Genomic DNA, 20,903 nt, shown 5'->3' on the forward strand with positions numbered 1-20,903 from the left:
AATGTCCCAGTCAGAATGACTCAACAACTGCAGCATTTTTTGACATTGCACAGCATCAAGCTGAGGAAGTTTTTCTGCAATAAAAAGCGCCAACATCTGTTCCAATTCGGCCGTGGCACGACGACTGGCTGCCCAAAGCACCTGCTTTTGTAACAGTTCACTATTCGCCATCAAAAACCACCACCTTGCGCCCCAACTGCGGGACAGTCGAATTTTGTCCATCCCAGGGCGACTTGCCATAATAAATCGCTCCCTCAGTGACCACCTGCTCATAATAGGCATCATACAAATTGGTTTTGCGCAGATCCACCTCGGAGAGATTGCAAGCAATAAAACGGGTATGATCCAATGTAGACTCACGTAATGAGGCACGCTGCAAATTGGCAGCAGTAAAATCGGCTTGATCCAATTGACAGGCCAATAGATGCGCCAAACGCAAATCCGCTTGAACAAAAGAGAGCGCGGTCAAATTGCATAACAGAAAACGACTGTGACTGAGATCAGCCTCAGTAAAACGACAATCGATAAACTGCGAACGTTGGCAGAAAGCATGATCCATGCGACTGCCCACAAAAGAGACATTTTCTAAGCGCGTCTCCTGAATGTGAATTTCACTCATTTGACACTGATCAAAGGTCAGATCATAAAGACGGCTGCCCACCAGTATGGCCCCCGTCAAATCAATACCACGCAGATCGATGGCGCGGATCTCCATGAATGAGAGATCCGCACCACGCAACCCTCCATCACGGCCATAAGTCGCCAGCAACAGCTCTTTGTCAGTCACCGCTTCCATGGCCATTCACCTCTTATGGACGAGCCAAGTCAATGATCTTATTCACATCATATCCTGGATGTCCGCCAACCTTTTCCACAATCTTGTGCAAACGCTCATCCAAGGTGGGACGATCCACCTTATAAAGCAAGCCGATTGGTGCATGTCCCTCCGCATCACGACGTGCCAACTCCATCGCCGCTCCCAGGTCGCTGGTATCATGATCGGCAGGCACCTCTTTCACCAACTCACGATAATATTCTACCGTGTCAATGTTGTTGAAAGTCGGACATTGGGAGAAAATGTTCACATAAGAGAACCCTTTGTGCTCCAAAGCCCCTTTGATCAATTCAGCACAGATCTGCGGCTTGCCGGCAAAACCCTGAGCCACATAGGTTGCCCCATAGGTCAACATATAGAGCAAGGGATTCATCGGCTCATCCGGTCCGCCGTAAGGGGTGGTATAGGCCTTTAATTCTGGACGCGAGGTGGGGGAATATTGTCCCTTGGTTAGTCCATAAATGCCATTATCATAGAGCACATAGGTCATGTTGACATTTTTGCGTGCCATATGCGGCATGTGTCCACCACCGATGGAAAAACCATCACCATCACCACCAGTCACCAAAACAGCCAAATCCGGGCGTGCCAACTGGGCACCGGTTGCCACCGGTCCGGCCCGTCCATGCAGAGTGTGCATTTTGTAGGATTTGATAAAATAGGGGGTACGCGACGAACAACCGATGCCGGAGATGGCCATCAGGTTGGCATAATCGACTCCCAACTCCGACAAAGCCCGATAGATGCTGTTCAAAATGCCATGGTATCCGCAGCCGGGACACCAGACAACACTCACCTCGGATTTATAATCTTTCGGTTTCAAGTCTACTTTATGGAGTGCGGCAACGGACATCAGATTATCTCCTTGACTTTGTCGATCATCTGGATCGGCGTAAACGGCAAACCGCCGCAAATGGTGAAGGGAATCGGTTTGATGGAGGTTTCAGCGCGAATAAAATGGGAGAGCTGTCCCTGATAGTTGACCTCCGGAACCAGAATTTTTTTGCAGGTTGCCGCAAAAGCCTCATACTGCGCCACCGGCATCGGCCACATCAGTTTGGGATAGAAACCTTTTACCTTATACCCTTCGGCACGCAAACGGGCTACCGCCTCACGCGCCACACCAATGGTGCTTCCCCAGGTAATGATGCCTACATCCGCATCCCCATCACCATCCACTTCCGTCGGTTTGTAGCGATCGATGATCGGCTTGATCTTGTTGAAGCGTTTGGCGTGCATCGTCTCATGAGCTTCTGGTTTGAAGCTTGGAGCACCAGTTTCCGTATGCTCCAAACCGGTCGCAATGTGCATACCCTCTGGAGTTCCCGGATCCACCATCGGCGAAATACCATCATCGGTAATCAGATAGCGTTTATAGGTGCCTTCGCCATCCCACTTTTTGCGGTTGACAATGGTATAGTCTGCCGGATTGGGCCGCGGCACCGTTTGCGTCGAAAAGGCCAACGAGCCATCCGACAACAACAACACCGGACATTGATACTCTTCGGCAATGTTGAGAGCATCCACCGTCATATCGATGCAATCTTTCACATCCTCGACCGATAGAACAATGCGCGGCGCATCGCCATGGGCACCATGAATGGCCAGAAAGAGATCCGATTGCTCATGTTTGGTGGGCAGACCGGTGGAAGGACCACCACGTTGCACATCCACCAGCATCACCGGTGTTTCGCTCATGGAGGCCATACCCAACATCTCTGCCATCAAAGCCAAACCAGGACCGGAGGTGGCGGTCATCGATTTTCTGCCGGCATAGGAGGCACCCAAAACCTGGCCGATCGAGGCAATTTCATCTTCCGCCTGAATCAAGGTTCCACCCAATTTCGGCAGATGGGTGGCTACATATTTGGCAATTTCTGTCGCCGGAGTGATCGGATAGGCCGAGAAAAACTCCAACCCACCCAGAATGGCTCCCATACCGGCAGCATCGTTGCCAGAGATGACGATCACATCCTTGGGCGTGGTCGGATCGGCCACCCGCCAGGGATCCTCTTTTTGCAACGCTTTCCCCAACTCTTTGCCTTTTTCAAAGGCTTGCAGGTTAAAGTTGAGAATCTCTTCACCCTTCTTCTTGAATTTATTGCTCAACACCTGTTTCAAGGTATCTTCACTGATGTTGAACAGCGCCGACAAGGCACCCATAGCCACCATATTTTTCGAGCGATAGGATTTCATCTCTTTGGCGGTTTTGGACATCGGGATCGGATAAGCAAAGACCCCGTCTGGAATTTCCGGTTCAAAATCCCCACCCGGATAGTCGTAGACAAAAGCGGTGCCGGGCTTCAAAAGATGCTTGTTGACCTCATAGGCTTCGCCATTGAAGGCACAAAAAACATCAAAGGTATCACCCTGGTTATAGATCCGTTCCGGAGAGGTACGGACTTGGTACATGGCATAACCGCCTTTGATTTCTGCCGGAAAGGTTTTGAAGGTATAGACCTCCAAGCCAGCCCTGGCACATGCGGCGGCAATGAAATCACCCGTGGAGATGATACCCTCACCACCCTCCCCGGCTACTCGAATAATCAGGTCATTCTTTGCCATCGAAACTCCTTCTTTAGCCTGCTTTCTTGTTTGTGATAGAGGCTGCCCCCTACGAGACAGCCTGTTGAAAGCGCCAAACGGCTCTCAACAGGCTGTAGCCAACGGGTTGCTACACTCTCACCCCTTCAGCGCCGCGGCCAGCGTGCTGCCCATGTCGGCGGGCGAACGGGCAATATGTACCCCTGCCGCCTCCAGAGCCGCAAACTTTTCGGCTGCTGTCCCCTTGCCACCAGAGATAATCGCACCCGCATGGCCCATCCGTTTGCCTTTGGGGGCGGTCGCTCCGGCAATAAATGCAACCACCGGCTTGCTCATGTTTTTCTTGATCCAAGCCGCTGCTTCCTCTTCAGCCGTACCACCAATCTCACCGATCATGATCACAGCTTCCGTCTGTGGATCGGCTTCAAACAACTGCAAACAATCAATAAAGTTGGTTCCGTTGACCGGGTCACCACCCAAACCCACACAGGTGCTCTGTCCCAGATTAACCCGTGTGGTCTGTGCCACCGCTTCATAGGTCAAAGTGCCGGATCGGGAGACCACGCCCACTTTACCCACCTGATGAATATGACCAGGCATGATACCAATTTTGCAGGCACCAGGAGTAATGATTCCCGGGCAGTTGGGTCCAATCAGACGGGTTTTCCGTCCCTGCAGATAACGCTTGACCCGTACCATATCCAGCACCGGAATGCCCTCAGTAATACACACCACCAGATCCAGATCGGTGGAGGCCGCCTCCATTATGGCATCGGCGGCAAAGGGGGGTGGGACAAATATAACCGAAGCATTGGCTCCAGTCGCTTTTACTGCATCGGCCACCGTATCAAAAACCGGTCGATCCAGATGTTTGCTGCCCCCCTTTCCAGGGGTGACACCGCCCACCAACTGTGTACCATAGGCGATAGCCTGTTCGGAGTGAAATGTGCCGTTGGCTCCGGTGAAGCCCTGACAAATGACGCGGGTATTTTTATCAACCAGAATACTCATTTTCGCCCCTTCCTATCGCACTGCAGCCACCGCTTTTTCGGCGGCATCATTGAGATCATCGGCAGAGATAATCGCCAAACCCGATTCGGCCAAAATCTTTTTGCCCAAATCGACATTGGTTCCCTCCAGACGCACCACCAGAGGCACCTTGATATTTACATCGCGGGCCGCTGTTACGACGCCGTTGGCAATGACATCGCAACGCATGATCCCACCAAAGATGTTGATCAGCACCGCTTTGACGTTGGGATCAGAGAGAATCAATTTCAAGGCTTCTGTGACCACCTCGGTGGTAGCGCCACCGCCAACATCCAAAAAGTTGGCCGGTTTTGCCCCTTTGAGTTGAATAATATCCATGGTGGCCATCGCCAAACCAGCACCATTGACCATGCAGCCGATGGAACCATCAAGAGCGATATAGTTCAAACCAAATTTGGAAGCTTCAATCTCTTTGCTGTCCTCTTCATCGAGATCGCGCAACTCCGCAATATCCTTATGCCGATAGAGGGCATTATCATCAAAATTCATTTTGGCATCGAGAGCCATGATATCGCCATCAACGGTCACCACCAGCGGATTGATCTCCACCAGAGAGGCGTCCGAACCAATAAAGGCGTTATAGAGAGCGGTCATAAACTGTACCGCCTTGCTGACCTGCTTATCCACCAAACCCAAACCATAGGCCAGATTGCGCGCCTGGAAGGCACCCAAACCCACCGCTGGATCAATCACCTCTTTGATAATTTTATCCGGGGTTTCGGCAGCAACCTTTTCGATCTCCATTCCCCCCTCTGTCGAGGCCATCATGGTGATGCGGCTGCTGCCACGATCCACCACCAAACCCAGATAGAGTTCACGGGCAATATTGCATCCCTCCTCAACATACAGCCGTTTTACCACCTTGCCGGCAGGTCCGGTTTGGTGAGTAACCAGGGTCATACCCAAAATATTCTGGGCATGGCTTGTCACATCATCCAGATTACGCGCCAACTTCACACCACCCCCCTTGCCACGACCTCCGGCATGGATCTGGGCTTTCACCACATATGTTCCACTGTCCAACTTTTTGGCTGCCTCTTCCGCTTCTTCCACGGAAAATACAACCTGGCCACGGGGAACTTTGACCCCATAACCGGCGAGAATTTTTTTGGCTTGGTATTCGTGAATATTCATGAGTGGTTCCCGTTCGCTCCAACGTTATTCATCGACTGCTACCGTAACACTTCCCTGTCAACCCGCCTCAAAAAAAAAGCCTCCTCTGCTTTCCGGGTGATTATGGGATCATAAGCGGATTACCGCTCGGAGTCCATGCTTGCTATACCATCCATTCAGGCTGGCAGACCACTTTTCCCATAACTGGGCAACAAACGCGGCGAAATACGCTGGTGGCCCACAGCGCTCTCCTGCAACGCCTCCATGAAGCTTTCCAGATGGCTGACTCCTGGATTGCTGCCAGCTCCTGTGGAGTGGGCAAAGCGGGCAGCGCTGCGTCCGGCGCGTAAGCCAAAGACCAATATTTCCAAAAGGGCATTGCCCATCAAACGGTTATCTCCATGCACGCCACCGGTGACTTCACCAGCAGCAAACAGCCCAGGCATATCGGTGCCACCATCGTTTTGGATGGCGATGCCGCCGTTTTGATAGTGCAAGGTGGGATAGGTCAATACTGGAGAGAGGCGCAGATCGATCCCTTTGCTCATAAATTCTTGAAAGCGACCGGGAAATTCACGCTCAATGGTGCCCCGTCCGTGCAGCAGATCGATCAAGGGAATATCCAGCCAGACCCCAACCCGACCGCTGGGGGTGCTGACACCATTGCCCATTTCGCTGCATTCGCGAATAATCGCCGCCGAGGTTACATCACGCGGCTCCAGGCCAAAAACAAACTCTTCACCATGATAGTTGAGCAACTGCGCACCCCAGCCGCGAAATTTTTCGGTCAAAAGCAAACCAATTTTGCGTTCGGGATAGACAATGCCAGTGGGATGATATTGACAGTAACGCAAATCGCGCAGCGGCACGCCAGAGCGGTAGGCCAGGACCAAACCATCGGCCAATGCACCAAAATGGTTGGAGGTAGGAAATTTTTTAAAGTGCAGCCGTCCAAAACCACCCGTTGCCAAGACTACCGAACGGGCATGAACCACCTGAATGGTTGGCAAACGGTCTCCGGCAGCAAGATGTTCAAGCACCGCCCCAACAGCACGCCCGTTATCATCGGTGAGCAGCTCAACTGCCGGATGAAAGGGCAGCACCGTGATATTGGCAAAGGTTTCGGCATGGTCGCGCAGCACCCGCATCAGCTCCAGACCGGTGACATCCCCGGAGGCGTGCAGACGCCGCCGCGAAGTGCCTCCGCCATGACGCACTTTCATGCGTCCGGTCGGATATTTATCAAAGAGCATCCCCAGCTCTTCCAACCAGCGCAAAACCCGTGGTCCATCGCTGACCAGCGCTTCTACCAGTTCGGGATCATTGATAAAATGGCCGCCACCCATGGTATCCAGATAGTGTTGTACCGGCGAATCGGCCTCCTGATCCGCTACCTGCATGCCGCCTTCGGCCATGATGGTATTGGAATCACCATGGCGCAATTTGGTGACAATCAACACTTGCGCGCCCGCTTCGGCGGCGGCAATGGCGGCTGTGGTACCCGCACCACCACCTCCAATTATCAAGACATCGCACTGCAGATCGGCCTTGCCCTGTTTAGCGGTCGGGCTGCCTACGGCATGGTTGGGATCGTTGCCCGCCAGATGACGGCGCGAAAGCGCAAAGTGGCGCATCACGGCCGGACGGGGCCAGGACTCCAATAGATCGGCCAATTCACAGGGCACCAGATCCCCTTTGTTGGGACCAATCGCCAAGGGGCGGCAACTGTCGGCACGATAATCGGGATGAAACTCCTCCAACCAGGCGCGCCGGTCGGAGAGCGATAAGGGAGGATAACTTTCGCCACGCCTTAATGCAGCCAGGCGACTGTCACGGGTTTTGCTCACCAGACGTGCCGACTCACGCAATGGCTCTGGAAAGTGCTTCAAACCTTCCACAAAGATCCCTCCTCTGTCTCGATCATTGCCCCCTCCTCTCTGCACTAAATCAAGGAACGATCTTCCGGTAACCAGGTGCCTGGAGGGGCATCATCTGGCTCCCGTTCGCGACGTTGATAGAGTGCCTGAAATTCTACCGCCGAGAGTCGACGCACCTTGCGGAACAGAGAACGATAATAGCCGCTCTCCAGCTTTTCCAGAGCTTTACCCAGGTGATCTGCGACCGCCTCGCGATAGCGACCATGAAAACGACGTGCTGCCAAGGCGGCATTGGGTTGGGAGATGCTGGAGGGACAACGCAACACACAGGCTTGACATTGCACACAGGTGAAGGAGTGCTGGGCTGCTGCCCGCAAATCACCCCGTTTGATCATCCCGACATAGCCCATCACATCGATACCCACCGGGCACAAGCGACTGCACTCGCCACACATGACACAGTTGTTGACCTCAGGATAGAGACTCAACACCTGATATTCCGGGCTGTTGCCTTCGGGTAACTGCAGTTTATGTATGGCTTTCTTTTGGGGAATATAGGGCAGAGCCAGGATCTCCATGCCATCATGCACCTCATCCTGACACATCAAACCGGCGCGCAACTGGTGGGAATCCTGCAAACGATAGAGCACGGTGCAGGCGCCACAGACGCCGCCTCGGCAACCGACTCCTCGCACAAAGCGCAAGCCCACCTCTTCCAAGGCCACCAATATGGTACGACCGGCAGTGACCTGATATGCCGTGCCATCAAATCCGATGTTAACCACCGTCGCTAGGCCAGACATCCTGCTTCCCCCTCTATACTACAAAACAGTCTCGGTGCGGGCTGTTGCTGACAAGTGCCTGCGGCATGCACTTGTCAGCAATATTGCCCTTCAGGAGTGTTTTACCGAACCGCAGAGCAGTCACACTGACTCTGTGACAACTTTGGGCTGCTTACGGACCGGACCACTGTTTACACAGGGTAATGACAGAGCTCTGCTTGCGCTTTTGAGACGCTGCGCAGATCTTGCTGCCGGATTGTTCTCTCTGCTCGTTGGCCGCAGTAACTACTGCCACCCACGGCCAACGGCAGAGTGTCACACCATCAAACCTGAGCGATAATCGCATTCAAGGTTTGACTGGAACGCATGGCTGCAGCCACTTTTTGCGGATCGGTATGATAATAGCCACCCAAATCCACCGCTTTGCCACCCAGACTCTGCAACTCGGCGACAATCTTGGCCTCGTTTTGGGTCAACTGTTCGGCAATCGGGGTGAAATGTTGTTGCAGTTGGGCATCATCCGTTTGCGCCGCCAAGGCTTGCGCCCAATACAGGGTCAAGTAGAAATGGCTGCCCCGGTTGTCCAGTTCACCCACATCGCGACCAGGCGATTGATTGTTGTCCAAGAGTTTACCGGTTGCCTGATCCAGGGTTTTGGCCAACACGGCGGCCCGTTTGTTGTTGCGCACCACACTCAAATGTTCCAGAGAGGCGGCCAGAGCGCAAAACTCACCCAACGAATCCCAACGCAAATGGCCCTCTTCCACAAATTGCTGCACATGCTTGGGCGCAGAACCACCGGCACCGGTCTCAAACAGTCCACCACCATTCATCAACGGCACAATGGATAACATCTTGGCGCTGGTTCCCACTTCCAGAATCGGGAAGAGATCGGTCAAATAGTCGCGCAGCACGTTACCGGTCACCGAAATGGTATCCTCGGTTCTTTTCATCCGCTCCAGGGAGAATTGGGTGGCATCGACCGGTGACATGATATGCAGTTGCAGACCGCTGGTATCATGATCCTTGAGATAGCGCTCCACCTTTTTGATCAGTTCGGCATCATGTGGACGATCCTTATCCAACCAGAAAACCGCCGGGTTGCCGGTAGCGCGGGCACGGTTGACAGCCAATTTTACCCAATCCTGAATGGCGGCATCTTTGGCCTGACACATGCGCCAAATATCCCCCTGCTCCACCTCATGGCTCATCAGGGTCTGGCCATTGGCGGCCACCACCCGAATGGTACCATTACCAGGAGATTTGAAGGTCTGGTTGTGTGAGCCATACTCTTCGGCTTTTTGTGCCATCAAACCGACATTGGGAATGCTGCCCATGGTGGAAGGGTTGAAGGCACCATGTTTTTTGCAGAAATCGATGGTGGCTTTGTAGACCCCGGAATAGCTGCTGTCGGGAATCACCGCTTTGGTATCCCGCGATTTGCCATCTGGTCCCCAACCTTTACCACCACCACGAATCATCGCCGGCATGGAGGCATCGATGATGATATCGCTGGGTACATGCAGATTGGTGATACCACGGTCGGAATCCACCATATACAAATCGGGACGATTGGCCAGGCAGGCTTGAATGTCAGCATTGATTTCGGCCTGTTTGTCGGCGGGCAGACTCTGGATCTTTTTCAGCACATCGCCCCAGCCATTGCTGGCATCAGCCCCAATCTCCGCAAAAGTGGCTGCATGTTTGTCGAACACCTCTTGAAAATAGACCTGCACCGCATGGCCAAAGATGATCGGATCGGAAACCTTCATCATGGTGGCCTTCATGTGCAAGGAAAAGAGCACCCCCTGCTCTTTGGCCTCCTGCACCTGTTCGGCGAGAAATTTGCGCAATGCCTGCACATTCATAAAGGTGCCATCGATTACTTCGGCCTCTTTGAGCGGCACTTTATCTTTCAAAACAGTCACGCTGCCATCACGGGCGACAAATTCGATCCGGGCGACCCCAGCGCTTGCCGCATCGACAGTCAAAGATTTTTCGTTGCTGCGAAAATCACCGGCCTGCATGGTGGAGACATGGGTTTTGGAATCGGCGCTCCAGGCACCCATTTTATGGGGATTTTTTTGCGCATAATCCTTGACCGCTTTTGGTGCGCGACGATCCGAGTTGCCTTCACGCAGCACCGGATTGACCGCACTTCCTTTCACCTTGTCATAACGGGCACGAATATCCTGCTCCGTGGCATCTTTGGGATTGTCGGGATAGTTGGGAACGGCATAGCCCTGTCCCTGCAACTCCTCAATCGCCGCTTTCAATTGCGGCATGGAGGCGCTGACGTTGGGTAATTTGATAACGTTGGCTTCCGGGGTCACCACCAGCTCACCCAATTCAGCCAGATCATCCGGCTGCCGCTGTGCTTCGCTCAAATATTCGGGAAAACTGGCGAGAATACGTCCCGCAAGGGAGATATCCTTGGTGCCAACCGAGATGCCAGCCACTTTGGTAAAGGCTTGGATGATGGGCAGCAAAGAGCCGCTGGCCAGTTGGGGAGCTTCGTCGACGACAGTGTAAATAATGTCTGCTTGGTTTTGCGTAGTTCCGGACATAATTTTATTCACTCCGTTGCAGAATGTTCAAAAGAGTCGCTTGCCGATTTCTGGTCGGGCATCATGCTGCAGGGATTAGCTTACGTCAAGGATTCTCAAACAAACGGGCAGGAGCAATCGTTACTTGGTGTGACAAAAGAGGGGATCACAACAGGGGCAAAACAATCATATCATCGTGTCAGCAAAGGAAAAATCGGTCAATAAGCCGTGGGTCATGGCCAGGCGATAGGCTTTGATCTCCGGGCCACAAGATTGCGAGCGTATGTTTCCTCCTTGGTAATGTTCCAACTGTTGATTATAGACCGGGTGCTCATGATCCTTATGGTAAGCATCGACCAGATTGGTCAAGGCATGGAGCAACTCTTGCTGATTTTTGGGCCGATAGGAGGTGATAAACTCCGTCAAGAAGCGAAATTTTGCCAAATCAAAACTCTCTCTGGCCACCATCGCCTGCCAAAGCAGCAAAAAGATCTGCGCCCAATGATCTTTTTGCCACACTTTTCGCCGTGCCAGACTGGTCAGGACTCGGCGTTCCGTCTCTTCCGGCCATGCCTGCAGCAGCGGCAGCAGCAGTGGGTTGACCCCATCCTGAAGGTGCAGCAAGCGCAAAAAGCGCTCGATAACCACCGGCATTACTGGTACGGGTCGTTCCCGGTGACCATAGCGAATCGCGCAATAGATCCCTTCTGCTGCCAAAATCAGTTGCAAACGCTCCTCGGTATCGGCATCTATGCCGGAGAGCGGTAAAGCCACTTCACAACGCTCCCGCTCCTGCTCGGTTGGCGTAAACAGAGGCGACAACAGCCACTCAATCTCATAAAGTTCACGCTGTTGCAAAATCTCCCTGGTCAATCCATCCAGAGGATCACGCACATCCAACATGCTGCACACAGAACTGCCGACCCGAACCGGCATCTCTCGAGGACGGGTCAATTCATTGCGCACACAGCTCAAAAGGGCAGCAAACGCGGAGGAGTCCATCGTTACAGAATCACACCCTCCCGCCATTCCACATCACAGCAGAGCACATGTTGCTGCCCCTGGATAATCACCGTCATCGACAGGGTCACACAGACATTACGGCTGGCGTTGGAACGATAGGGGGGTGAGAGTTGAACCACCCCCGGATTGCGAATGGCATCATGAAAGCTGAAGCGCCGGGTCCAGGTGGCTCCTGTGGAATCACGCAGGGGGCGAAAACGGGGATCCAGATGCAGAGGCTCACCCTTGCGGAAAATATCGGGCTCAACCTGTACGCCCCGTTCGTTGAGAAGATAGACCCGTTCCATACGGGGAATGTTTAACAAACTGCTGGCCGCCTGTTCCAAAGGCACCCCATCGGAGAGTGCCCAGGCACACTCCAGGACATCACCACTAAAGCAACCCATTTCAAAATCGACCTGCCGATAATCCTGGGCAACCGCCTGTTCACTCTTTTCCAGCAGCACGGCAAAGGATTTATCGACAATGCTGGCCGGACCTTCGGCAATATGCAGGGCCAACTCTTTATCGTGTTCGCCCCAGAAGGGGCCGCTGACAAAATCGGCCTCCATGCGCATGGCCATAAAAGCCTCCTCCTCGGTGGCAATCTGCTCCATATGCACCAGGGCACCAGCAGCATGGACCAGGGAGACCAGTTTAGCCAACATCCGTTTGGCGCGCCGACTGTTGGCAGCATTTTCCAACCACAGGCGATTTAATTTGACCATGTCAGGACGCAGACGCCACAAACTGTCCAGGTTGGCCGACTCGGACAAAAAGTCATCAAAGATCACCAGACAGCCCAACTCCCGCAAGCTGTCGATCACTTTTACCAGCTTGGCCTGCCGCTCTTGGCTGTGCTCGCGCACCGCAACCACCACCTGATTGGCGGATAATCCGGTATACTGCAACGCCTCTGCCAAAAAGCTGGGATCGGGCTCTTTGTGGCCCAGCATGATGCGCGGATGCAGATTGGTAAAGATCCAGCGATCATCGGTGTCGGCCTCTTTGAAGGTCTTCAGGTGCAACAACATGCGCAACCGATCAATCAGTTCGCGATCCTCGGAGTTGCATACCTCGGAAAAGAGCTGGGCATGCGGTACCCGTGTGCCATCGGCATAGGTGCCGACACAGAAAGCCTCAAAACCGACACCACGCTGCAGGGTGGTACTGAAAACCCGCTGAAATTGCGATGAGATGGATAATGTGCAGAGCTGGGAGCTGAAGCTGCCATTATTGCTGATGATAAGTCTTTCCAATGACTGGGGGGAGTAGTCCCCTTGCAGATCTTGAGGTGAAAAATGGCCACCCGTCATACCCTGTTCTGTGGACATACTGACTCCCTTCGCGTTTTGGATCGATTACGAGCAGGTCGCATGATGGCAGCGTGTGCGCTGGTACAAGGAGCAGATGCCAATCTGCTTACCCCTTGCTGAGGTTGCATTTGGTTCACTCTGTGTTCCGCAGCAACCAGTGCCTGTATGGCCAATCCCATCGGAAGCGACACCCTCTTACTGGTCTTTATAATTACCGGATATTAGAAACCAGGTGCAAAAATTTTGCACCAAAAATCGACAGCAGACTGCAAAATTTTACATCCACCCAAACAGCCATCGCGAGCCGTTGCGCTGCGCTCGGAGTGCGAAACAACTCTGTTGTTGATCCGCTATCGATGCGGACCAACAACAGAGTTGCATCCCTAAATCTAACGGGATGATGCTCCCTTCGCCAACTCCTGAGATTGATCCACATTAGTAATCCCAGCCAACTCCTGCAACAGACGCCAGTTGTCCAGACGATCCTGCATGGAACGCATCAACACGGCGCTGGCCTTGCCCTCTTTATCAAACTGCTTGGCAAAGCGACCCTCGCCGCGAGCAAAATAGATAAAGTCGAGCAGCTCCTCTGAGCCGTCGCGATTGCGGCGGCGATGCCAATCCCGTTCCACGGAGGGATTGCCCTGCAGAGAGAGGCGCGAAGCCAAGGTTGGTCCCTTGTCTGGATTATAGATAAAGACCGGAAAGGCACGGGACTCCACCGCAGCCACCGCACGGGCACAGGATTGATCATCGGCCACCTGATGTTCCGGCTGACAGGTGGTATAGATGTTGATCAAGGCGGGACCGTTGAAGGCCAAAGCCTGCTCGACCGCTTTATAGAAGTGGTTGATCATCGGTCCGACAGTTTGCGCCACAAAGGTATGCGGGTGCATCATGGCGATATTGCCAATCTCTTTACGCCGCTCCTGCTTGCCAGCCACCGAGCTGCCATGAATTGACATTTTGGCATCCTGGCCGACAAAGGTGGCGGTAGAGGTTTGGCCGCCGGTATTGGAGTAGACCTGGGTATCCAGCACAACGGCCTTGATATTCATGCCTGAGGCCAACATGCGCGACAAGGCTTGAAAGCCAATATCCAACATCGAGCCATCACCACCCAAGACCAGCAGTTGATGATCCTCTTTGCCGATCTGATCCCAGCGCGCCCGGATCCCCATGGCTACAGTGGCTGCATTCTCAAACAGCGAATTGACCCATGGTGCCCGATAGGGGTTGTAGGGATAGGTGGAGCCATAAACGGTATTGCAACCGGTATTGGCGACAATGCCATATTTATGGCCAACCTGGGAATAGACAATGGCCAGTAACTGCCGCAACGCCGAGGTCTCGCCGCATCCCATGCAGGAACCGGCACCACCCACATATTGGTTGGTATCGGCGTTGAGCATCAAATCCACTTTTAATTTGGGATTGATATACTCGGCAGGGGTCTCTGGACTCTTTTTATAAAACTCCCACAAGGAGAAGAAATCCGGAAGGTTATCGCGTGTCTTTTTGATCATGTGCAACGCTTTGTGATCCCCGCAGGCCACTACGCATTCGCCGCAGCCTTTGCATTTGGTGGGATCGACAAAAATGCCAAACCAGGCTCCTGGCGGCGAGTCGGCACGTGCTTCATGTTTTTTCTGATAGGTTTTCCAGAACTTGGTGGTCTGCACCAACTGGCCTCTGACCAACTCCTGCTCTTCGCCAGTAAACGCCGTTATGGTCTGTTCCAGACCATCCGGGGTGATCACCCGTCCCCAGATGGCTGAATCGGGACAGTTTTGCACACACTCCATGCAGGCGACACAGTTTTCCGACGTATATTCCGGCAGATCCGGAGCAATATAGGAAAAATCGCGATAAGAGCCGCTGCCCGCCGGAATGATGGAACAGGCAACAAAGGGATCGGCAGGCTGATTGGAGCTGGCACCGGAGTTGTATGCCTCCATGACTTCGCGGGCCCGCTTGATATCATACCATTCAGGAGTTTTTTCGGAATAAATAATTGCACGTTGGCTCATGGCACTTCTCCGCCTGGCTGACCGTCAAATAAAGAATGCATTCACATCCTTGCCCTTGGCATCCCAATCCGCCTTGCCTTGCGCCAGCAGTTCGGGTGAGGTGCTTGCCATGATGCTTGGTGTGACTTCCATTACCCGCTGATACCCGCGTCGAACCGCTTCCAGATTGTTTTCGACCACGATATCACCCCGTTTACCAAAATATTTGATCAATGGTTTACGGACCAGTTCAAACAATTTTTCCTCCGACAATCCGGCCTGCTCCCGGAAGGGAGTCACGCGCAGAAAGACTCCCAACAGGACCACTCCCTGAAACCGTTGAATCAAGGAGAAGTCATGCAGACAGCTTTCACGGGCGATGGCTACCGTATCAACCCCATAGAAACGGATACCACTCTCTTTCATAAAATATTGGGCATAGGGGGGCAAGGAGTCCCACAGCGCTTGTGGTGAAGGCTCATCGGTATGCTGGAAGACAATGCCTCCCGATTGCAGGCCGACCAAGGGATTGCCCATATACCAGGTTGTGGGATCCATCAACGGCACAAAATCGACGTGTTGCAGCTCGCAGTGGGTCAGAATCTTGCCCGTCGGAGTCACAGTCAAATAGGTATTGGTGGGCAGACCCTTCTTTTCGGAACCATATTTGGGGGCTGCCTGCACCCGGAAACCAAAAATATCCCCCAGCATGGTGGCGATGATTTTGTTGGTGGTCACCGAGCCATAGCCACCTACCGAATGGGCACGTACCGAAAAAGAGCCCTGTGGACGCACATCCGGTTCGCTCTCCACAGCCAGTGCCGTGGCATGGTCGATACCCAAGGAGAAGTAGACCTTGCCCTCTTGTGGCCCTTTCAACATATTTTTCACCACTGCCACAATGTGGCCAGGGGTGGTATCACGCGAGCCCAAACCAGCGGTACCAGAAAAGACAAAGGGAATGCTGGAGATTTTGTCAAATCCCGGGGCACCCATGAGCGCTTTTGCCAGGGAGGCTTCCACATCGGTGGTGAGCGGATTGTCAACCATGGTCGGAATATCGCAGCGCTCGATCACCGCTACCGCTTTGCAGTTTTTGATCAAGCTGACCAAACGGGCTGCCGGGAAGGGACGATAACAGGTGACATTGACCACCCCCAGCTTGACTCCCAAACGCTCCTGAACGGTCTCGATGGCTGAAGCAGCGGTCTCTGACAAGGTACCCATGGCGATGATGGCATACTCTGCCTCCTCCATGCCGATCCCTTCCACCAACTGATAGCGCCGGCCACTCAAGCGATAATATTCATCCATGGCCCCCTGGATGATGCCGGGCAGTCGATCATAGAAGTGGCGTTGGGCAATTTTACCCAACATATAGGCCTCTTGATTCTGCACCACACCAATCTGCAACGGCGCTTCCGGATTGAAAATGGTGCGTATTTTATCTTCCGGCTTGCCGATAAATTGGCGAATCAGCTCATCTTCAGGAAAACTGAGATTTTCAATGGTATGGGTTCCCAGAAAGCCATCCTGCACATTCATCATCGGGGTGAAGGACTCTTCCGAGGCGCGGCGGGCAATCAGGCAGAGATCGGCAACCGCCTGCACGCTGTGGGCAAAAAGAATCCCCCAACCACAATCGGAAACACCCATCACATCATCATGACCCGCATGCACATTCAAGGCTTGCGAGGTCAAAGCCCTGGCCCCCACATTCAACACCTGAGGCAGACGTTTTCCGGAGATGGTATACAACACCTCCTTCATCAGGATCAGCCCTTGCCCGGAGGTAAAGTTGGTCACTCGCCCTCCTGCCAGCGCAAAACCCTCACAGGCGGAAGCAGAGGAGTGTTCCGATTCCAGCTCCAACCAGGCCAGCGGTCTGTCCCAGACATTGCGAAAACCATTGGCAACCGCAACCTGGTAAAGTTGACCCATAATGGTTGAGGAGGTAATGGGATACGCCGCTGCACCATCGGTTACGCGGGTCTCCACATAAGAGACTGCGTCGGAACCATCGCCGGTTCCCGGAATACCAGGAAACGGGAATGCAGGCTGCTCAGTAGCATTCAAGGTAGCCATGTCAACATACCCTCCAAGAAGGTGGGGTTAAATCGATCGCAACATCAAATTTCTATTGCGCGAAAAATAGCCTATTTTGCTGCGCCGCACAATGCTCCTTATTTTGCGATGCACAAATTCCTTTATTAAAATGGTCGCCGACCTGCCAAAGCCTGATACAGAGTGGATTCGTCGAGATATTCCAACTCTCCACCCATCGGCATGCCATAGGCCAAACGGGTAATGCGTTCGACCCAGGGGAGAGCCATCTGCGCCACAAAATGGGCAGTTGCCTCGCCTTCTACCGTCGGATTGGTCGCAATAATCAACTCTTTGACCGTTCCGGAACGCAACCGTTCCTCCAGGGAGTCCAGATGCAGATGTTCTGGTCCAATCCCGGCCAATGGATTGAGCCTACCCCCTAAAACATGATAGCAGCCGCGAAAAAATGCTGCCTTTTCCACTGCCAGTAGATCCATTGCCTCTTCCAGCACACAGAGCTGGCTGGCATCACGACGCGGATCCTGACAGATCCAACAGAGCTCTCCTTGTGCCAGATTATGGCAGATAGAACAGGAACGGATCTGTTCGGAGAGTTGCAGCAGGGCCATGCGCAACTGTTCTATCGCTTCCGGTCCCTGACGCAACAGATAGTGCACCATGCGCTGGGCACTCTTGCGCCCTACTCCTGGAAATCGCGACAACAACACAATGGCCTGCTCGACCGCTGGCAAACCACCACCGGCGACCTCGCCTCCCCAGGCTCGCTCTTTGCCCAACGCTGCGCCACCCTTCATCAAAAGGGCAGATTCAAACCAGGTATGTTCAACCCACCGGTCACTTTCGAGAGATTTTGCTGGGTCAGATCCAACAGCTTTTTCTGGGCATCATTGAATGCTGCCGTAATCAGATCCTCCAACAGCTCCACATCTTGAGGATCGACGATGGAACGGTCGATTTTGATCCGTTTCATCATCTGTTTGCCATCGAGGGTTACCTCGACCATCCCCCCTCCCGACTGTCCACTGACCTGCATGGCCGCCAACTCCTCCTGCATTTTGGCCATGCGGCTTTGCATCTCTTGCGCCTGCTTCATGATGTTACCAAGATTTTTCATTACCCTGCTCTCCAGGAAGTTCGTTATGAGGAAGCGATACTGCCTAACGGTCGCACATGCTGCAAAACCGCATGAAATTGCGCCATCACCTTTTGCACTGTGGGATGGTTTTGCATTTGCGTGCTCAAGGCTTGCAGATGATCCTGTTGTTGCCGCTGCTCCTTTTCCTGCAGAGTCTCACAACGGGCCGCCGGATCGGCATGCGCCTCTACGCGCACCAGCACACCATCCATCCCCTGTTTGCGCAAAAATTCGACCAACAGGCGCCGTATCTGCTCCGCATTTCCCAAAACATCGCTGGCCAATTGCAAAACAATCTGTTGCGGGCGACCCTCTGCATCGGCGAGATAGTGTGGGCAACTGACCAACCGTTCCAATTTAACCGCCAACTCCACCTCTACCAGACGAATATAATCGACCAGTTGACGCCAACTGTGCAACAGCTCTCCCCTCTCTGCAAGCAGAGCGCTCTGCTCAGGGGGTGTTGTTTCTGGCGCTGTTGTCTCTACACTTGCCGCAGCAGGCGGCAGAGTGGTGTGGACAGAGGGCACCGGGAGGTTTAGAGCAGGCGCTTCTCTTTTTGGTTCCCCAGTGCTTGCAGAAAAAAAGTGGGTGGGTGCAGGGGTGCTGGCTGGCATAGTCCGGGCAACACTGCTCTCCCTGGTGGTGGGCGCCGGAGGTGAGGCAGTCGGCAATGCAGAAACGCTGATTTGGGCAGAGCCCGGAGGCGGTGGCTCATGCCCTTCCAGGAGTCCCAACAACTTTTCCAAGGAGGGTACCGGCTTGAGCGTCGCCACCCGCAACAGCAGCATCTCCAAGGCTTGCAGGGCATCCTCGGCCAGCCGCAAATCGGCTGCACCACGCAACATAACCTGATAGACCATCTGCAGATGTTCCATGCTGACCCGGCTGGTGATGGCATACAAACGCTGTTGGGCTCCCTCCGCCAGAGCGTTCTGTTCGCCAGAGTGCAGAGCAAGCTTCATCCGGCTGGCCTGATGCAACGCTTCCAGCAGCTCACGCAACAGACTCTCCGGCTCCACGCCATTGGCATAAAAATCCTGAGCCAGTTGCAGAGTCCCTGCAGCCTGACCATTCAATAACGCCTCCAGCAGGTGCAAAATGGCTTCCGGTTCCGTCAACCCCAACAGATCGCGCACCGCAGCATAGCGTACCTCCCCTGCCCCATGGGCAATCACCTGGTCGAGCAGGGAGAGCGCATCGCGTACCGAACCCTCTGCCGAACGTACCACCGCCTCCACTCCCTGCCGTTCAAAGGCTACCCCTTCCTGCTCCAACACATGCAGCAGGTGGGCTGTGAGCTGATCGCGGGAGACCCGTTTCAAATCATAGCGCTGGCAACGGCTGAGAATGGTTGCGGGTATTTTGCGTGCTTCGGTGGTGGCAAAGAGAAATTTGACATGCGCCGGCGGCTCTTCCAAAGTCTTCAACAGGGCGTTGAAGGATTGATTGGAGAGCATGTGCACTTCGTCGAGGATAAAGATACGAAAACGGGAGAGTGCAGGCGAATAACCCACCATATCCAAGACCTCGCGCATCTGTTCCACCTTGGTACGCGAGGCGGCGTCAATTTCCAAGACATCGGGATGGTTGCCGGCAATGATCTGTTTGCAAGAGCTGCACTGGCCACAGGGTTGGGCAGAGATCGCCTGTTCGCAATTGAGACACATGGCCAGCAGACGAGCCAAAGTGGTTTTGCCGACCCCACGAATACCGGAAAAGAGAAAAGCATGGGGGATGCGGCCAGAAGCGAGGGCGTGTGACAAAGCCTGAGTGACATGGCCTTGACCGACCAGGGCTGCGAAGGAGCGAGGACGCCAACGGCGTGCCAGGACGACGTAGGATGACATGAAGGTTAAGGGCGGCTCCGGCCAGGCTGAGCACGGCACACGAAAATATCCGCTACCGCTGCTACCTTCCGGTCCTGACGGGGTTTACGGCTTTTCATTGCGTGCGTCCTGGCCCTCAACGCCGCCCACTGTATAGCAAGCGTCACGATCATGTGTGGCGGACTCAATCTCTTATCTGTTGCACATCGCGCTTTATTGGCAAAGAGGTGCAAAGGTGGCGGAGAGAGAGGGATTCGAACCCTCGGTACCCTTTTGGAGTACACACGCTTTCCAGGCGTGCACCTTAAACCGCTCGGTCATCTCTCCCCGTTTGGTGCGACAGGCAGTTCAATACCTGTTCAAACCCGGAATTAAATCAGAGATGACGTCTTTTATCAAAGAAAATTCGCAACAGCTCACCTCCTTCGCCAAGAAAAAGCATCTCTTCCGGGGCAGTGCAGTTGCTAAGTTCTTGTTCCAGCGTTGATTGTGTGCGCAGGGCAGCGCTCTGGATCCGGCTCACTCGGGCATGAAAGGCGGCGCTGCGACACATCAGGCAGGGTTGCAGGGTGACACTCATGGTGGTGTCGTTGAGGCGATAGTTACCCAGACGACGGGCGGCCTGGCGTAAAACCAGGATTTCGGCATGGGCGGTGGGATCCTGGCTGCTGATTGGTTGGTTACCGGCGGCGGCCAAAAAGCGTCCATGCTCATCGCGCAACACCGCTCCTACCGGCACCTCTTCTTCTGTGCCGGCCTGGGCTGCAGCCAGCAGTGCCAAAAGCAGGGCGGCCTGAT

Annotated in this window: 17 protein-coding genes, 1 tRNA gene and 1 other RNA gene; all 19 read right to left on the minus strand. The window is 53.9% G+C overall.

Annotated features, from left to right (window positions below):
• The coding region (locus tag EJP87_RS18950) for a succinate dehydrogenase assembly factor 2 (protein ID WP_420886844.1) at positions 1-273 on the minus strand (273 nt) is incomplete at its 3' end.
• Positions 161-796 carry a pentapeptide repeat-containing protein gene (locus EJP87_RS05105; RefSeq protein WP_193771151.1) on the minus strand — a complete coding sequence of 212 codons (636 nt, stop codon included), beginning with the start codon at positions 794-796 and terminating at the stop codon, positions 161-163. The genes EJP87_RS18950 and EJP87_RS05105, both read right to left, overlap by 113 nt.
• Positions 797-809: 13 nt before the next feature.
• Positions 810-1,688: a 2-oxoacid:ferredoxin oxidoreductase subunit beta gene (locus EJP87_RS05110; protein WP_130470783.1), complete on the minus strand. Its 879-nt coding sequence runs from the start codon at positions 1,686-1,688 to the stop codon at positions 810-812.
• Positions 1,688-3,400, minus strand: coding sequence for a 2-oxoacid:acceptor oxidoreductase subunit alpha (locus EJP87_RS05115; RefSeq protein WP_130470784.1), 1,713 nt, complete (start codon positions 3,398-3,400; stop codon positions 1,688-1,690). The genes EJP87_RS05110 and EJP87_RS05115 overlap by 1 nt, the downstream gene beginning before the upstream one ends.
• Positions 3,401-3,517: 117 nt before the next feature.
• Complete coding sequence (sucD, locus tag EJP87_RS05120; RefSeq protein ID WP_130470785.1) at positions 3,518-4,390, minus strand: succinate--CoA ligase subunit alpha; 873 nt, start codon at positions 4,388-4,390, stop codon at positions 3,518-3,520.
• Between the two features lie 12 nt (positions 4,391-4,402).
• Complete coding sequence (gene sucC, locus EJP87_RS05125; RefSeq protein WP_130470786.1) at positions 4,403-5,563, minus strand: ADP-forming succinate--CoA ligase subunit beta; 1,161 nt, start codon at positions 5,561-5,563, stop codon at positions 4,403-4,405.
• Between the two features lie 155 nt (positions 5,564-5,718).
• Positions 5,719-7,440, minus strand: a complete 1,722-nt coding sequence (locus tag EJP87_RS05130) for an FAD-binding protein (protein ID WP_320412216.1) — start codon at positions 7,438-7,440, stop codon at positions 5,719-5,721.
• A 44-nt stretch (positions 7,441-7,484) separates the two neighbouring features.
• Complete coding sequence (locus EJP87_RS05135; RefSeq protein WP_130470787.1) at positions 7,485-8,222, minus strand: 4Fe-4S dicluster domain-containing protein; 738 nt, start codon at positions 8,220-8,222, stop codon at positions 7,485-7,487.
• Positions 8,223-8,524: 302 nt separating this feature from the next.
• Positions 8,525-10,768 carry an NADP-dependent isocitrate dehydrogenase gene (locus EJP87_RS05140; protein ID WP_130470788.1) on the minus strand — a complete coding sequence of 748 codons (2,244 nt, stop codon included), beginning with the start codon at positions 10,766-10,768 and terminating at the stop codon, positions 8,525-8,527.
• Between the two features lie 165 nt (positions 10,769-10,933).
• Complete coding sequence (locus EJP87_RS05145; RefSeq protein ID WP_130470789.1) at positions 10,934-11,749, minus strand: hypothetical protein; 816 nt, start codon at positions 11,747-11,749, stop codon at positions 10,934-10,936.
• 2 nt (positions 11,750-11,751) lie between these two features.
• Positions 11,752-13,083 carry an EAL domain-containing protein gene (locus EJP87_RS05150; protein WP_130470790.1) on the minus strand — a complete coding sequence of 444 codons (1,332 nt, stop codon included), beginning with the start codon at positions 13,081-13,083 and terminating at the stop codon, positions 11,752-11,754.
• 371 nt (positions 13,084-13,454) lie between these two features.
• The gene (locus EJP87_RS05155; RefSeq protein WP_130470791.1) at positions 13,455-15,095 is read right to left on the minus strand and encodes a thiamine pyrophosphate-dependent enzyme; all 1,641 of its coding nucleotides are present in this window, start codon (positions 15,093-15,095) and stop codon (positions 13,455-13,457) included.
• Positions 15,096-15,119: 24 nt separating this feature from the next.
• Positions 15,120-17,159 (minus strand): 2-oxoacid:acceptor oxidoreductase family protein, encoded by a 2,040-nt coding sequence (locus tag EJP87_RS05160; protein ID WP_130470792.1) that lies wholly within the window; start codon positions 17,157-17,159, stop codon positions 15,120-15,122.
• A 125-nt stretch (positions 17,160-17,284) separates the two neighbouring features.
• Positions 17,285-17,935: a recombination mediator RecR gene (recR, locus tag EJP87_RS05165; RefSeq protein WP_130470793.1), complete on the minus strand. Its 651-nt coding sequence runs from the start codon at positions 17,933-17,935 to the stop codon at positions 17,285-17,287.
• Positions 17,935-18,255 carry a YbaB/EbfC family nucleoid-associated protein gene (locus EJP87_RS05170; RefSeq protein ID WP_130470794.1) on the minus strand — a complete coding sequence of 107 codons (321 nt, stop codon included), beginning with the start codon at positions 18,253-18,255 and terminating at the stop codon, positions 17,935-17,937. Before EJP87_RS05170 ends, recR begins: the two co-directional genes overlap by 1 nt.
• Before the next feature lie 23 nt (positions 18,256-18,278).
• The gene (gene dnaX, locus EJP87_RS05175) at positions 18,279-20,126 is read right to left on the minus strand and encodes a DNA polymerase III subunit gamma/tau (RefSeq protein ID WP_130470795.1); all 1,848 of its coding nucleotides are present in this window, start codon (positions 20,124-20,126) and stop codon (positions 18,279-18,281) included.
• 16 nt (positions 20,127-20,142) lie between these two features.
• An RNA gene (gene ffs / locus EJP87_RS05180) (signal recognition particle sRNA small type) lies at positions 20,143-20,240 on the minus strand.
• Positions 20,241-20,341: 101 nt separating this feature from the next.
• Positions 20,342-20,432, minus strand: a tRNA-Ser gene (locus EJP87_RS05185).
• A 49-nt stretch (positions 20,433-20,481) separates the two neighbouring features.
• The coding region (locus EJP87_RS05190; protein ID WP_227657463.1) for a nucleoside deaminase at positions 20,482-20,903 on the minus strand (422 nt) is incomplete at its 5' end.

The sequence above is a fragment of the Candidatus Magnetaquicoccus inordinatus genome (genome assembly GCF_004217665.1).
Classification (GTDB): Bacteria; Pseudomonadota; Magnetococcia; order Magnetococcales; family Magnetaquicoccaceae; genus Magnetaquicoccus; species Magnetaquicoccus inordinatus.

Excerpts from the sequence above, each read along its gene's own strand:
- EJP87_RS05110 (WP_130470783.1), bottom strand. The coding sequence starts at position 1,688 with ATGTCCGTTGCCGCACTCCATAAAGTAGACTTGAAACCGAAAGATTAT.
- EJP87_RS05170 (WP_130470794.1), bottom strand. The coding sequence starts at position 18,255 with ATGAAAAATCTTGGTAACATCATGAAGCAGGCGCAAGAGATGCAAAGC.
- EJP87_RS05135 (WP_130470787.1), bottom strand. The coding sequence starts at position 8,222 with ATGTCTGGCCTAGCGACGGTGGTTAACATCGGATTTGATGGCACGGCA.
- sucC (WP_130470786.1), bottom strand. The coding sequence starts at position 5,563 with ATGAATATTCACGAATACCAAGCCAAAAAAATTCTCGCCGGTTATGGG.
- EJP87_RS05115 (WP_130470784.1), bottom strand. The coding sequence starts at position 3,400 with ATGGCAAAGAATGACCTGATTATTCGAGTAGCCGGGGAGGGTGGTGAG.
- EJP87_RS05150 (WP_130470790.1), bottom strand. The coding sequence starts at position 13,083 with ATGTCCACAGAACAGGGTATGACGGGTGGCCATTTTTCACCTCAAGAT.
- EJP87_RS05160 (WP_130470792.1), bottom strand. The coding sequence starts at position 17,159 with ATGGCTACCTTGAATGCTACTGAGCAGCCTGCATTCCCGTTTCCTGGT.
- sucD (WP_130470785.1), bottom strand. The coding sequence starts at position 4,390 with ATGAGTATTCTGGTTGATAAAAATACCCGCGTCATTTGTCAGGGCTTC.
- EJP87_RS05105 (WP_193771151.1), bottom strand. The coding sequence starts at position 796 with ATGGAAGCGGTGACTGACAAAGAGCTGTTGCTGGCGACTTATGGCCGT.
- recR (WP_130470793.1), bottom strand. The coding sequence starts at position 17,935 with ATGAAGGGTGGCGCAGCGTTGGGCAAAGAGCGAGCCTGGGGAGGCGAG.
- EJP87_RS05140 (WP_130470788.1), bottom strand. The coding sequence starts at position 10,768 with ATGTCCGGAACTACGCAAAACCAAGCAGACATTATTTACACTGTCGTC.
- EJP87_RS05145 (WP_130470789.1), bottom strand. The coding sequence starts at position 11,749 with ATGGACTCCTCCGCGTTTGCTGCCCTTTTGAGCTGTGTGCGCAATGAA.
- EJP87_RS05155 (WP_130470791.1), bottom strand. The coding sequence starts at position 15,095 with ATGAGCCAACGTGCAATTATTTATTCCGAAAAAACTCCTGAATGGTAT.
- dnaX (WP_130470795.1), bottom strand. The coding sequence starts at position 20,126 with ATGTCATCCTACGTCGTCCTGGCACGCCGTTGGCGTCCTCGCTCCTTC.